The organism is Streptomyces sp. BBFR51 (assembly GCF_044591655.1).
Lineage (GTDB): Bacteria > Actinomycetota > Actinomycetes > Streptomycetales > Streptomycetaceae > Streptomyces.
Map to the genome: position 1 here is coordinate 6148196 of NZ_CP172448.1, position 13759 is coordinate 6161954.

Annotated in this window: 9 protein-coding genes; 5 read left to right on the forward strand and 4 right to left on the reverse strand. The window is 75.0% G+C overall.

The genetic code is table 11. The features are described 5' to 3' along the window. Window positions 1-105 precede the first annotated feature (105 nt). From ACGH7X_RS28220 to ACGH7X_RS28230, 3 genes are all read left to right on the forward strand, one after another. Entirely contained in the window at window positions 106-2283 is a 2178-nt protein-coding gene (locus ACGH7X_RS28220; protein WP_399889750.1) for an ATP-binding protein, read from the forward strand. 165 nt (window positions 2284-2448) lie between these two features. After that, window positions 2449-4134 (forward strand): PucR family transcriptional regulator, encoded by a 1686-nt coding sequence (locus ACGH7X_RS28225; protein WP_399897395.1) that lies wholly within the window; start codon window positions 2449-2451, stop codon window positions 4132-4134. Between the two features lie 257 nt (window positions 4135-4391). Then, window positions 4392-5837, forward strand: coding sequence for an aldehyde dehydrogenase family protein (locus ACGH7X_RS28230; protein WP_399889753.1), 1446 nt, complete (start codon window positions 4392-4394; stop codon window positions 5835-5837). Between the two features lie 13 nt (window positions 5838-5850). On the opposite strand, the gene ACGH7X_RS28235 is transcribed toward ACGH7X_RS28230, so the two are convergent. Genes ACGH7X_RS28235 through ACGH7X_RS28245 form a run of 3 tightly spaced genes read right to left on the reverse strand, consistent with a single transcriptional unit; the run spans window position 5851 to window position 8664 of the window. Continuing rightward, a complete protein-coding gene (locus ACGH7X_RS28235; RefSeq protein ID WP_399889756.1) occupies window positions 5851-6264 on the reverse strand; it encodes a cytidine deaminase in 414 nt (137 codons plus the stop codon). Between the two features lie 13 nt (window positions 6265-6277). Then, window positions 6278-7537, reverse strand: coding sequence for a glycosyltransferase family 4 protein (locus ACGH7X_RS28240; RefSeq protein WP_399889759.1), 1260 nt, complete (start codon window positions 7535-7537; stop codon window positions 6278-6280). After that, on the reverse strand, window positions 7534-8664 hold the full coding sequence (locus ACGH7X_RS28245) for a glycosyltransferase 87 family protein (RefSeq protein ID WP_399889762.1): 1131 nt from the start codon (window positions 8662-8664) through the stop codon (window positions 7534-7536). The genes ACGH7X_RS28240 and ACGH7X_RS28245 overlap by 4 nt, the downstream gene beginning before the upstream one ends. A gap of 142 nt (window positions 8665-8806) precedes the next feature. Here ACGH7X_RS28245 and ACGH7X_RS28250 point away from each other — a divergent pair, with 142 nt between their 5' ends. Continuing rightward, complete coding sequence (locus ACGH7X_RS28250) at window positions 8807-10033, forward strand: sensor histidine kinase (protein WP_399889765.1); 1227 nt, start codon at window positions 8807-8809, stop codon at window positions 10031-10033. After that, window positions 10030-10743, forward strand: a complete 714-nt coding sequence (locus tag ACGH7X_RS28255) for a response regulator (protein WP_399889767.1) — start codon at window positions 10030-10032, stop codon at window positions 10741-10743. The genes ACGH7X_RS28250 and ACGH7X_RS28255 overlap by 4 nt, the downstream gene beginning before the upstream one ends. Before the next feature lie 45 nt (window positions 10744-10788). On the opposite strand, the gene ACGH7X_RS28260 is transcribed toward ACGH7X_RS28255, so the two are convergent. Beyond that, window positions 10789-13692 carry a glycoside hydrolase family 3 C-terminal domain-containing protein gene (locus tag ACGH7X_RS28260; RefSeq protein WP_399889770.1) on the reverse strand — a complete coding sequence of 968 codons (2904 nt, stop codon included), beginning with the start codon at window positions 13690-13692 and terminating at the stop codon, window positions 10789-10791. Between the last annotated feature and the right edge of the window lie 67 nt (window positions 13693-13759).

Here is a 13759-nt window from a genome sequence, read left to right on the forward strand (position 1 = left end):
ACACGTCGACGCGAGCCCGGCCGCGTAAGCGGTGAACTCCCCCTGGGAGGGCGTTAGATTGGCTCGCTGATGGTGGACGGAGCGGCTGGTCAGGGGGCAAGGGCGATGGACGGCGACGGGAACCGGGACGCGCGGGGCACGCATGCGAACCCCGTGCCGCGCCCGGCGGGGCCTCCCGCGGTACCCACGGGGCCTCCCGAGGTACCCGCGGAGGCGCCCACGGCACCGCCGCGGCCGACGCGGGCACCGGGGACGACCGCGCTGCCGGGCGTGCCGCCGCTGCCCGACGGCTCCGACTTCCTGTCCTGGCTGCGCACCCCGCGCCCGCAGGCGCTGCCCGGCGTGTGGCGCCTGGGACACCGGCCGCGGCCGGAGGAGGAGCCCGAGCGCGTGCCGGGGCGGCAACTGCTGAGCGGGGCGGTGATCGCCTTCCTCGTCGGCTGGCTGATCTGGTCGCTGCTGTGGAACGGCTACCTGGGCGGCTGGTGGCTGCTGCCCCTCTACGCGATGATCCCGGGCTCCTGGGCCCAGCCGCACAGCTTCGCCTCGGTCGTGGTCGTCTACGCCTACTACGTCCTCATCGCGGGCATCATCATGGTCGGCGTCGGCCGGCTCGGCCGCTGGGGCGAGATCTGGCGGCGCTACGGCCCGCCCGCCTGGCGCCGGGCCGCCGCCCCGGGCGGTGTCCCCGCGCCCGCCCCCGAGGAGGACCCCGCCGCCTGGCCCGCACTGCGCGCCGCCGGTGCCCACGACGCCGCCGAGCGGCTCGCCGCCGACGCCCGCTCGGGGCTCATGCGGGACGTCGACCACGCCCGCATCACCCGCGCCTGGCAGGGCGTGCAGCGCGGGCGGCACAGCCTCGCCACCTTCACCGGCGCGGTGCTCAGCCACGGCGCCGGCGCCTGCCCGCACCCCTCCGGCGCCCGCGACCTGCCCGCCCGGCAGGCCCGGCACGACCTGGTCACCGGACAGGTGCGCATCGGCACGGCCGCCGAAGACACCCGCAACCCCTACGCCTACCGCGGCACCGGACTCGCTCTCGGCCCCGACCTGCTCGGCACCTCCCTGCTCGCCGTCGGCCCCGCGGGGTCCGGCAAGACCGGCAGTCTGGTGCGGCCGCTCACCGAGTCGCTGTGCCTGCACGCGCTGGCCGGCCGCGCCGCGGTCGTCGTGGTCGGCGCGGCGGGCGCGGACCTCGGCCCGGCCGACGCCTACGACGTCGTCGTACGGATCGGGAACCCGGAGTCCGTGTACGACCTGGACCTGTACGGAGGCACCACCGACCCCGACGAGGCCGCGGTCGTGCTCGCGGAGGCCCTGGCCGGCGACCTCGCCGAGCCCCACCCGGGCAGCGACACCCGCCGCTCCACCACCGTCCTCGCCCAGCTGCTCGGCCCCTTCCGCGCGGTGCACGGCCGCTTCCCCGGCGTACCGGAGCTGCGGCAGCTGCTGGACGGCACGCCGGGACCGCTGGCCGAACTGCGCCAGGGCCTGCGGGCGGCCGGGCAGGAGTCGCTGCTGCGCGAACTGGACGCGCGTGAGCGGCAGATGGGGAACCCCGGGGACGTGGGCGGCGTACTGGCCGACCGGGTGGCACTGCTCGACCGGCCCGCGTTCGCCTCCTTCTTCGACACCTCGGGTCAGTCCCGGCCGTTCTCCCTGAAGGCCCTCGACCACCCGGTCCGGGTCCGCATCGACCTGCCGGAGCGCGGCCACGCCGACGCCTCGCGGATGCTGGCCCGGCTGGTGCTCGCCCAGTTCACGGCGAGCGTCTCGGTGCGGGAGGACCGGTCGCTGTTCGCCTGCCTGGTGCTGGACGACGCGAGCGGCGTGGTGACGCCGGAGGCCGTACGCGGCGTGCAGCGGCTGCGCTCGGCGGGCGCCGGGGTCGTCTTGACGCTGCGCACCCTGGACGACGTGGCACGCCCCCTGCGCGGGCCGCTGCTGGGGGCCATCGGGTGCCGGATGGCGCTGTCCGGGCTCACCCCCTGGGACGGTCAGGACTTCGCCGAGGTCTGGGGCAAGGAGTGGACCGAGGCCCGCGACGTCACCGACCGGCAGATCATCGCCGAGACCCCGGCCGGCAAGGCCGTGCACATGCTCCGCCGGGTGATCACCGGGAAGGCGCCCACCGCGCGTGCGGTCACCGTCCGCCAGGTCGAGCGGGAACGCTGGTCGGCCTCCGAGCTGGCGCACGCCGTGCCGGCCGGGCACGCGGTGCTGTCGCTGACGAGCGTCCAGGGGGAGCACGCACCGCCGCTGCTGGTGGATCTTCGCGGGTGAGCCCGTACGGTCCCCGGGCGGGCACCCGGGGACCGTACAGTGAGGCAGAACCGACACAGGTCGTTCATACGCGGCGGCCAAAAAATCACAGAGACTCCACGCTGACCCGCACTGACCCGCACTGACCTCGTGCACCTCGACGCAGACCCGAAGGCCCAGGCACCCATGCCCCCCACGCTCGCCTCGCTCGTCCACCACTCGGCGCTCAAGCTGACCGTGCGCGCGGGCGAGGACCGCCTCGACGTGCCGGTGCGCTGGGCGCACGTCAGCGAACTCGCCGACCCCGTGCCCTACATGGAGGGCGGGGAACTGCTGCTGGTCACCGCCCTCAAGCTGGACGCCGAGGACCCGGAGGTGATGCACCGGTACGTGAAGCGGCTGGCGGGAGCCGGGGTGGTGGGCCTCGGATTCGCCGTCGGGGTCAACTACGACGCGGTCCCGGAGGCGCTCGTCGAAGCGGCCCGGCAGGAGGGGCTGCCGCTGCTCGAGGTGCCGCGCCGCACCCCCTTCCTCGCCATCAGCAAAGCCGTGTCCGCAGCGATCGCCGCCGACCAGTACCGCGCGGTCACCGCGGGCTTCGCCGCCCAGCGCGAGCTGACCCGGCAGACGCTGACCGACGGCCCCGAGGGCCTGCTGGCCGCCCTCGCCGCACAGGTCGACGGCTGGGCGGCGCTGTACGACGCCTCGGGCGCCGTCGTCGCCGCCGCGCCGGAGTGGGCCGGCCGCAGGGCCGCGCGGCTCACGGCGGACGTGCAGCGGCTGCGCGAGCGCCCGGCGCCCGCCTCCTCCGTGGTCGGCGGAGCCGGAAACGCCGAGCACCCGGAGAACGCCGACCGGGTGGAGCTGCACTCCCTGGGCACCTCCCGCAGGCCGCGCTCCGCGCTCGCCGTCGGCACGGCGGCCGCCCTCGGCACCGCCGAGCGGTACGCCGTCCACTCCGCCATCGCCCTGCTGACGCTCACCACGGAACGCTCCCGCTCCCTGCACGAGGCCGGGCTGCGCATCGACGCGGCCGTACTGCGCATGCTGCTGGCCGGCGAACCCGACCACGCGCGCACGGTCGCCGGGGACTTGTACGGCGGCCTGCTGGACGCGCCGTTCCGGATGATCGTCGCCGAGCAGGCCTCCGCCTCCGCCGCGCGGGCGCACGCCGGAGGGCAGCCACGCGTGCCCGCCGCGAAGACCGGTTCCGGCGCCGACGCCTCGCCGGCCGCCGCGAAGGGCGGTGACCCGCTCGCCGCGCTCACCGAGGTCGTGGAGTCCGCGGCGGCCCGGGCCGGTGAGGCGGTGCTGGTCGTACCCGAGGGCGAGCGGCTGGTGGTGCTGGCCACGGACGGGGGCGCGGCCGTCGCCGCCTGCGTCGAGTACGCGTCGGCGCTGGAGGCCGGCCGGGCGGCGCCGGAACCGATGGCCGGCGCGGACGAGGAGGGCCTGGTCGTCGGCCTGTCGGCACCGTCCGGGCCCATCGCCGCCTCCGCCGCCTACAAGCAGGCCGAACAGGCCCTGTCGGTGGCCCGCCGGCGCGGACGCGTCTGCGTGGAGCACGAGCACCTGGCGGCCGGCTCGGTCCTTCCGCTGCTCGCCGACGACGCGGTGCGCGCCTTCGCCGACGGCCTGTTGCGGGCGCTGCGCGACCACGACGCCACCGGCCGGGGCGACCTGGTGGCCTCCCTGCGCGCCTGGCTCTCCCGCCACGGCCAGTGGGACGCCGCCGCGGCCGACCTGGGCGTCCACCGCCACACCCTGCGCTACCGCATGCGGCGCGTGGAGGAGATCCTCGGCCGCTCCCTGGACGACCCGGACGTCCGCATGGAGCTGTGGCTGGCCCTGAAAGCGACGACACCCGAATAAGCCCGTCCGGCGCTTGAGGACGAAACCCGTTCAGGGCCGAAAGCGGGGGTCCGGGGGCGGCAGCCCTCGGGGACGGGACGGGAAGGGGCGGCGGGGGCGAAATCCCAGAGCCCGCCCTCACCTGGCCGCACCGTCGAAATGCCCACCCCCACCACTACACCCCGGACAAACCCTGCCCGCCCCACCCCGCTCTACCGTGGACCCGCACCCGCAAAGACCACCACCACCCCCCAACGCGGAAGGGCCGGGACTCGACAATGACTTCCACCCACGCCTTCTGGCTCGCCGGCCGCCAGGCCACCGGCGAGGCAGCCCTCGACGTCACGTCCCCCTGGGACGGCAGCCACGTCGGCACGGTGAGCCTGCCGACCGACGCCCAGGTCGAGGAGGCCGTGGCCGCCGCGTACGCCGTACGGGACGAGTTCGCCGCCACCCCCGCCCACGTCCGGGCCGCCGCACTGGACCACGTCAGCCGCCGCCTGGCCGACCGCACCGAGGAGATCGCCCGCCTGATCTCCGCCGAGAACGGCAAGCCGGTCAAGTGGGCCCGCGGCGAGGTCGGCCGCGCGGTCTCGGTGTTCCGCTTCGCGGCCGAGGAGGCCCGCCGCTTCAACGGCGGCGAGGCCCAGCGCCTGGACACCGACGCCGGCGGCCAGGGGCGCCTCGCCCTCACCCGCCGCTTCCCCAAGGGCGTCGTCCTCGGCATCGCGCCGTTCAACTTCCCGCTGAACCTGTGCGCCCACAAGATCGCCCCCGCGATCGCCGCCGGCGCGCCCATCATCCTCAAGCCCGCGCCCGCCACCCCCCTGTCCGGCCTGATCCTCGGCGAGCTGCTCGCCGAGACCGAGCTGCCCGCCGGTTCCTGGAGCATCCTGCCGGTACCGAACGACCGCATGCCCGCCCTGGTCCAGGACGAGCGTCTCCCGGTCATCTCCTTCACCGGCTCCGAGACCGTCGGCTACGCGATCATGGACTCGGTGCCGCGCAAGCACTGCACCCTGGAGCTGGGCGGCAACGGCGCGGCCGTCGTGCTCGGCGACTGGGCGAGCGACGAGGACCTGACGTGGGCCGCGAACCGCATCGCGACCTTCTCCAACTACCAGGGCGGCCAGTCCTGCATCTCCGTGCAGCGGGTGATCGTCGACGCCGCCGTCCACGACCGCCTGCTGCCGCGCATCGTCGCCGCCGTCGAGGCCCAGGTCACCGGTGACCCGAACGACGACGCGACCGACGTCGGCCCGCTGGTCAGCGAGGCCGCCGCGAAGCGCGTGGAGTCCTGGGTCGAGGAGGCCGTCACCGCGGGCGCGAAGCTCCACACCGGCGGCAAGCGCGACGGCGCCTCGTACGCGCCGACCGTCCTCACCGGCCTCCCGGCCGACACCACCCTGGCCCGCGAGGAGGTCTTCGGACCCGTCCTCAGCGTGCAGAAGGTGAACGGCGAGACCGAGGCGTTCGCCGCCGTCAACGACTCCAAGTACGGCCTCCAGGCAGGCGTGTTCACCCACGACGTCCAGGCCGCCTTCCGCGCCCACCGGGCCCTCGAGGTCGGCGGCGTCGTCATCGGCGACGTCCCCTCCTACCGCGCCGACCAGATGCCGTACGGCGGCGCCAAGCAGTCCGGCGTCGGCCGCGAGGGCGTGAGGTTCGCGATGGACGACTACACCTACGAGCGCGTCCTGGTCCTGACGGGGCTCGCGCTCTGACGCCCGGTCCGTCTCACCCTGCGTCGAGCTGGTGGTCGGCCCAGACGTAGGTCTCGGGGAGCAGGTCGGTGACGGGGACCGCGCGGACGTGGTCCCCGTCACCGACGATCACCCTGAGGCCGGGAAAGTAGTCGAGCAGCACCTGGCGGCACCGGCCGCACGGAGGGACGACACCCCTCTCGCGGTCGCCGACGGCGACGATCGTCTCCAGCTCGTACGCGCCCTGGGCCGCCGCCGCGCCGATGACGACCAGCTCGGCGCAGGGCCCGCCGGTGAAGTGGTAGGCGTTGACCGCCGTGACGATCCGGCCGTCCCGGTCGCGGGCCGCGGCCGCCATGGTGTGGTTGTCGCCCCGGCACCGGGTGCGGGCCACGTGCGCCGCGGCCTCGATGAGTTCGTGGTCGACGGGGTTCGTCTGCGAGGTCATCGTCTCTGCCTTGTCAGGTGACGGGCGGCGTCGGGCCGGGGGCCGTCGGCCGGCGGGCGGGCGGGTCCGACGGTCCTACTGTGCGGCAGCCGGCCGTCCGCCCCGACAGCAGGTCCCGCAACGTCGCGAAGGAGTGGTCCCAGGACCATGCGGTACCCACCCAATGGCGGCCCCTCTCGCCCATGGCGCGGGCCTGCCGCGGGTCGCGCAGGAGTCTGATCAGCCGGTCCGCCGTCGCCGCGACCGAGTTGCCGTCGACGACATGACCCGTCACGCCGTCGCGCACCGCGTCCGGGGCGCCGCCCGAGTCGCCCGCGACGACCGGCAGTCCGGACGCGGCGGCCTCCAGGTACACGATCCCCAGGCCCTCCACCTCCAGACCGCCCCTGCGGGTACGGCAGGGCATCGCGAAGGCGTCGGCGGCGGCGTAGAACGCCGGAAGCTCACCGTGGGGGTGGCCGCCGGCGAGGACGACCGAGTCCATGACCCCTTCGCGCAGGGCCAGTTGCCGCAGTTGTGGCGCGTAGGGCCCGTCGCCGACCAGGAGCAGTACGGCGTCGGGGACCACCCTGCGCACCCAGGGCAGCGCCCTGATCAGCGTGTCCTGACCCTTGCGCGGGACCAGCCGGGCCGCGCACAGGATCACGGGGCGGCGGCCCAGACCGTACCTGCTCCTGACCGGCATGCCGTCCACCGCGGGGTGGAAGGCCGTGGTGTCCACGCCGGGGACCAGGCGCGCGGTCCGGGTTCCCGGCGCGAGGGCTGCCTCGATCGGGCCCCGGGTGCTCGCGCCCAGCCAGGTCAGCGTGTCCACCCGCATGCCGATGCGGCGCAGCAGGCCGCGCGTGCCCGGGGTGCGGGCCCACCACACCTCGTGGCCGTGGGTGGTGGCGACGGCGGTGCGGATTCCCGCCGTGCGCCGCAGCTGTCCCGCCATCAGCGCGAGGGGGGCCGCCGCGCCGAACCACACCCGGTCGCAGCCGTATCGGCGGGCCACCTCCACGGCGTGCGCGGTCGCGCGGGGCGTGGGCAGGAGGGTGCGGGCCCGGTGGCGGATCACCGGGTACGGGAAGGCCTCACCGGGCTCTGCCACGGACATGGGGCCGGTCGGTCCGGTCGGCCCGGTCGGTCCGGTCGGTGTCGAGGTGAGGACGACCACCTCGTCGGGCGGGAAGCGGTCGGCCAGTTCCCGTACGAAGGTCTCGATGCCACCCTGCCGGGGCGGGAAGTCGTTGGTGACGATCAGTGTGCGGGCGCGGGCGCGGCTCGTCATGCCGGGGTCCTCTCGACGCAGCGGCCGGTGACCTCGACGCCGCGGTACGCGGCCCGTCGCGCCAGTGCGGTCAGCACCAGCGGACAGACCAGATAGCCGAAGCGCGTCGCCGGCATCAGGGCCGTCGCCAGGCCCAGCCCGAACGCGAGCCGGACGGCCGCCGCCCGCACCGTCTCCGGAGGACGTACCGCGAGCGAGAGGGCGACCAGCAGCGCGCCCACCACGAGGAGCGCGAGGGCGATCACCGTGCCGCCGGGGACGTACGCCGCGAGCAGATGACCGGGCAGCGGGCTCGCGGCGGGCGAGGCGGTGGCGGTGAGACCGAGCGGAAAGGCGACGACGTTGTGGTGGAAGCCGGTGGGATCGGCGACGGCGAAGGGCAGCACCGCCACCGCCCCCGTGGCCACGCCCACCGACGCGCACCGCAGCGCGGACCGGCCGCCCTGCCGTACGGCGATCAGGGCCAGCGCCACGGGAAGCGCGGGCCAGGCGGTCCACTTGAGGGCGGCCGCGGCCCCGAGCGCCAGGCCGGCCCGGCCCGGCCGGCCCCGCCCGGCGAGTGAGACGCCGAGGCACATCAGACCGGCCACCGGCAGGTCGACGCCGCCCACCGCGAGGGGCAGCGCGACCAGTGGGCAGGCGAGCAGCCGGACACGGCGCAGTCCGGCGGCGGCGAGGGACGCGACGAACGCGCCGCCCAGCCACCAGCGCGGATCCCCGGGCAGTACGCCGAAGAGCGCCATCCCCGGCAGGTAGGGATTGAAGTCGGTGACGGCCGTGGGAGCCGTGAGGTACGGGCTGCCGGTCGCGAGCAGCAACTGCCCCGACCGTTCCGCGACGCCGACCTCCGACTGACCGAGCCCCGCCGCCACCAGGCCGGCCAGCGGCAGCACGACGGCCCCCAGCACGGCGACCGCGCCGGCCGCGCGGCGTCGCCCGGAACCCGACGCCAGGACCGCCGCGAGCGCGTACCCCGCTCCCGCCGTCCACCCCCACACCCGGTGCGTTCCCACGTCCGAGACCAGCGCGAAGCCCGTCGCGGCCACCGCGCACCCGGCCCACGCATACCGCTCGACGTACCCGGCGGCGGCGTACGTCCGGGCCTGCTGCCCAAGGGTCTTCCTCATGTCCGCCGACGCTAGGAACCCGCAGGTCGCAAGACATCAACCGAGGCTCCGCACCTGGGAGTCAACCCGTGGTACGACAGCCGCCCGCGGACTCCACCCGAGCGGTGACGCGCGCCCTCGCCCCGGCCGGGATCATGGGGGCATGAGTACGTCGCTTCAGCAGCGGCTGCGCGACCGCGTCGCCGCACCCGCCTACCCCTGGATCACCGGCGGCGCCGTGACCGTGGGCGCGGTCGTGGAGCTGATCGCCGTCCCGGGGGGCGTGACGACCACCATCGGGGTGCTCGTGTCCGCAGCCTCGCTGGTGTGGCGGCGGTCCTTCCCGCCCGTCGCGATGCTCACGGTCGCGGCGGGACTGATCGGCTTCGCAGGGGACGTCAACCTGTACGTCTCGGTCATGGCGAGTGGACTGACCGGCTGCTACTCCCTGGGCCGGAACCGGGTGCTGCACCCCGCCCTGACCGTCGCGGGCGGCGCGCTCGGCGCGCTGTGCGTCAACCTGGTGCACATCAACACCTGGTCGCGGATGGACCTGCCGGTGCCCGCCCTGTGGGAGAAGGGCTCGCTCAGTCTGTTCGCCGAGTCGTTCCTGCTGACCGTGGTGATCTTCGGGGCGGTGATGATGGGCGACGCGGTGCGCTCCCGGGAGGAGACCCGCGACGAACGGAGCCTGGCCCAGGCACGCTTGATCGCCATGGAGCGGCAGCAGGCCGCCGAGGCGGAGCGGGCCGCGATCGCCCGCGAACTGCACGACATCGTCTCGCACTCCGTATCCATGATCGCCGTCCAGGCCGAGAGCGCCACCTACACCACGCCCGGGCTCACCGCCGAGGCCCGCGACGGCTTCCAGCAGATCGCCGGCACCGCCCGCTCCTCGATGGCCGAACTGCGCCGCCTCCTCGGCGTCCTGCGCACCCCCCAGGGCGACACCGCCCTCACCGCCCCGCAGCCGACCCTCGACCACCTCGCCGAACTGGTCGACCAGCACCGGGCGGTGGGTGGCGCCGCCGAGCTGCGGATCAGCGGGGAGCGGGTGACCCTGCCCGCCGCCTGGGAGCTGTCCGCCTACCGGATCACCCAGGAGGCACTGACCAACGCCCGCAAGCACGCCCCCGGCGCCCGTACCGTGGTGGAGGTCGACTACGGCGTCGACCGGCTCCTCACCCTCCGCATCCGCGACGACGGCCCCGGTGCGGACTCCGGTGCGGACTCCGGCGCGGGCTCCGGTGCGGGCTCCGGGCCCGGCACGGGGCACGGCCTGACCGGGATGCGGGAGCGGGCGGCCCTGGTCGGGGGCCGGCTCAGCGCGGGTGCGGGTCCGGACGGCGGGTTCCTGGTGGAGGCGGAGCTTCCGTGGGGGAGCGGATGAGCCCCGCAGGACCACGAGTGAGGGAGACGGGTGTGATCAGGGCACTGGTCGCCGACGACCAGGCGGTCGTCCGCACCGGCTTCGTGAACCTCCTGGGCACCCAGGAGGACATCGAGGTGGTCGGCGAGGCGGAGGACGGGGCGCAGGCGGTGCGGGTGGCCGGCGAGACCCGGCCCGACCTCGCGCTCCTCGACATCCGGATGCCCCACAAGAACGGCATCGAGGCGGCCCGCGAGATCCTGGCCGCGTCCGGCGGCACCACGAAGGTCCTCATGCTGACGACCTTCGGCCTCGACGAGTACGTGTACGACGCGCTCGCGGCCGGGGCGGGTGGCTTCCTGCTCAAGGACGCCACCTTCCCCGAACTGCTGCACGCGGTCCGGGTGGTGGCGAGCGGCAACGCCCTGCTCTCGCCCGAGATCACCAAGCGGCTGATCGCGGACTTCGTCCACACCCGCGCCTCACGGCTGCCCGTCCGTCCGGCCGCCGATCTCACGGCCCGGGAGACCGAGGTGCTGACCCTGATCGCGCGAGGCCTGTCCAACGCGGAGATCGCGGGGCGGCTCACCATCACCGACCACACCGTGAAGACCCACATCAACCGGCTGTTCGCCAAGCTGGAGCTGCGCGACCGGGCCCAGGCCGTGATCGTCGCCTACGAACTGGGCCTGGTCCGGGCGGGTGCCGGGTCGGGGGCCCGGCACCGGTGACCACCGGCGCCGGGCCCCCTCCTCGCGCCGGTCTGCTCCGGACCCTCAACCGGAGAAGCCGACGTGCGCGAGCCGCAGTGAGCCGCGCAGCCTGATGCGGAGGTCGTGGACGCCCTCGGCCGCGAAGGCGGCGTGCAGTTCCACGTAGTCGTACGGTCCCGGTGTGGGCGCGTCCGGCGACAGCGCCGTCCTCCAGGGGCCCCCGTCGAGGGCGACGTCGACCGTGCCGCCGCCCGCGACGGCCACCGTCACCCCGGTGACGCCGGGACCGAAGTCGCAGTTCCGGTAGAGCAGTTCACCCGTCCGGCCGGTGGCAGGCGTCACCGCGTCGCCCGCGACCCTGGTCCGGTCGACGATCTCCGTGCCGCTCTGCTCGTCGAAGCCGGCCGCCTCCAGGCCGCGTTCGCCGACCGGGCGCGGGGCGGCGGGCTCGCCGTCGAGCGTCACGGTCGCCGACAGCCGCACGTCCTCGCTGGAGGCGCCCACCAGCAGGGCGTACGGGCCCGGCTCCAGCCGCCACCGGTCGTGCGCGACGTCCCAGAACGCGAAGGCGGGCAGCGGAACCTCGAAGGAGACCCGGGCCGCGGCGCCCGGGGCGAGGGTGAGCCGGCGGTGGGCCAGCAGTTCACGGCGCGGACGCGGGACCGAGGGGTCCTCGGCGCGGGCGTAGAGCTGGGCCACCTCGTCGGCGGCGACGTCGCCGGTGTTGGTGACCGTGAAGGACACGGACACCGCCCCCTCGGCCACCCGTGCCGTGAGGTCCGCGTACCCGAAGGACGCGTAGGAGAGGCCGTGCCCGAACGGGAACAGCGGCGTCCCCTCGAAGTACAGGTAGGTCTGCCGGCCGCCGATCACGTCGTAGTCGAGCAGACCGGGCAGGTCGGCGTCGTCGGCGTACCAGGTCTGCGGGAGCCGTCCGGCGGGGGAGACGTCGCCGGCGAGGACGCGGGCCAGCGCGGTGCCGGCCGCCTGGCCGCCGTGCGCGGTCCACAGCACCGCCGGGAGTGCCGCCGGGTCGACCGCGTACGGGTAGGCGGACACCAGCGCCAGCACCGTCCGCGGGTTGGCGGTGCGGGCCGCGCGCAGCAGGCGCTCCTGGTGGGCGGGCAGCCGCAGCGTCGTACGGTCCTCGGTCTCCCGGCCGTTGATGTGCGGGTCGTTGCCCGCGACCACCACGACCACGTCCGCCTCGGCCGCCGCCCGCGTCACCGCGTCCTCGCCGCGCTCGGTGACGACCAGCGCGAAGACGTCCGGAGTGCCGCTGTGGTCCTCGGCGGCAACCTTCACGCCGTCGGCGGCGACCTGGACGTGACGACCCGTCCCCGTGTGCCGCAGGAGGTGCCCGTTCCCGTGGGGTTCAAGGCGGAACGTCTCCTGCACGATCCAGCCGCCGGGCTGGTCGGCGGAGGCGCGGACGAAGCCGTCCTCGGCGACCGAGAGGTAGCGCCCGTCGGGGGCGCGCAGGGTCAAGGCGCCCTCGCCCCAGTCGATGAGCGCCAGTTCGGTGCCGGTGGCGTCGGTGGTGAGGGGCGGCAGGTCGGTGCGGCCGGCGAGCAGGGCCGGGTCGAGGGCGCCCTCGGTGCCGCGTGCCGCGTCGGGGGAGTCCTCCGCCGGGAGCACGTGCAGGAACGTCCCGTCGGCGGTCCGCAGCCGGACCCGGTCCACGCCCTCCGCGAAACTCACGCGGTCGGCGCCGAACCGCTCGTACAGGCCCTCCAGCGGGGTGGAGCGGTGGATGAGCGTGCCGCTGTACCAGTCGAGCTTGCACTCGTCGGCGAGCAGTCCGACGACGGCGACGCGGGCATCGGGGGCCAGCGGCAGGACGCCGTCGTTCTTGAGCAGGACGACCGCCTGCTCGGCCGCCTCCCGCGCGAGCGCCCGGTGTTCCGGCGTGTCGAAGTCCGCGGCGGTGGCCCCGGCCGTGTCCGTGGCGGTGTCCGTGCTGTCTCCGGTGTCCCCCGTGACGGCGTACGGGTCGTGCTCCGGGTCGAACTCGCCGAGCCGGAAGCGGACCGACAGCTGCCTGCGCACGGCCGCGTCGACGTCGGCCTCCGTCAGCAGGCCCTGCTCCAGTGCGCCCCGGACCCGCGCGACGATCCTCGACGAGTCCGTGCCGTGGTCGGTGAAGCTGTCCACGCCGGCCCGCAGCGCGGCGGCGGTCGCCTCCTCGTGGGTGTCGAAGTAGTGCTCGGAGTCGACCAGGTTGGAGGGCGCGCCGGCGTCCGAGCAGACGAGCAGGTCCTCCTCCGTCCATGTGCGCAGCCGCTCCCGCAGATACGGGGAGACGTGGTTGGGACGGCCGTTGACCAGGTTGTAGGCCGGCATCACCCCGGCCACCGCGCCCGCCTCGACGGTCGCGCGGAAGGCGCGCAGGTCGTACTCGTTCAGGACGCGCGGCCGGACGGAGGACGAGCAGGTGTCCCGGCCGGTCTCGTTGTTGTGCGCGAGCCAGTGCTTGAGGACGGGCGCCGTGCGCCAGTACGTCGGATGTTCGCCGCGCAGGCCACGGGTGTAGGCGGTGGCGATGGCCGAGGTGAGGGCCGGGTCCTCGGAGTAACCCTCCTCGTTGCGCCCCCACAGGGGGTGGCGCAGCAGGTTCACGGTCGGGGACCAGACGTTGAGGCCGACGCGGTCGTCGCGGGCGCGCATCGCCCGGGCCTCCCTGGACACCGCCTCGCCGACCCGGCGCACGAGGTCCTCGTTCCAGGTGGCGCCGAGACCCACGGCCTGCGGGAACACGGTCGCCGGACCCATCCAGGCCACACCGTGCAGCGCCTCCTGGCCGGTGCGGAAGGCGGCGATGCCGAGGCGTTCGACGGCGGGCGCGAACTGGTGCAGGAAGCCGGTCTTCTCGTCGAGCGTGAGCCGCGACATCAGATCGTCGACGCGCTTCGCGAACGGCAGATGCGGATCACGGAAAGGCGGCGTGGGCGGCGTCGGTGCGGTCACGTGGGGTTCCCCTTGCGATGGAGCGGCCAGGCGCTTTCGAAGCGCTTCGATGCTCAATCGCCTCAGG

What these genes read in the sequence shown, in the direction of transcription:
- ACGH7X_RS28220 (WP_399889750.1), top strand. Translation starts at nt 106, where the DNA reads ATGGACGGCGACGGGAACCGGGACGCGCGGGGCACGCATGCGAACCCC.
- ACGH7X_RS28225 (WP_399897395.1), top strand. Translation starts at nt 2,449, where the DNA reads ATGCCCCCCACGCTCGCCTCGCTCGTCCACCACTCGGCGCTCAAGCTG.
- ACGH7X_RS28230 (WP_399889753.1), top strand. Translation starts at nt 4,392, where the DNA reads ATGACTTCCACCCACGCCTTCTGGCTCGCCGGCCGCCAGGCCACCGGC.
- ACGH7X_RS28235 (WP_399889756.1), bottom strand. Translation starts at nt 6,264, where the DNA reads ATGACCTCGCAGACGAACCCCGTCGACCACGAACTCATCGAGGCCGCG.
- ACGH7X_RS28240 (WP_399889759.1), bottom strand. Translation starts at nt 7,537, where the DNA reads ATGACGAGCCGCGCCCGCGCCCGCACACTGATCGTCACCAACGACTTC.
- ACGH7X_RS28245 (WP_399889762.1), bottom strand. Translation starts at nt 8,664, where the DNA reads ATGAGGAAGACCCTTGGGCAGCAGGCCCGGACGTACGCCGCCGCCGGG.
- ACGH7X_RS28250 (WP_399889765.1), top strand. Translation starts at nt 8,807, where the DNA reads ATGAGTACGTCGCTTCAGCAGCGGCTGCGCGACCGCGTCGCCGCACCC.
- ACGH7X_RS28255 (WP_399889767.1), top strand. Translation starts at nt 10,030, where the DNA reads ATGAGCCCCGCAGGACCACGAGTGAGGGAGACGGGTGTGATCAGGGCA.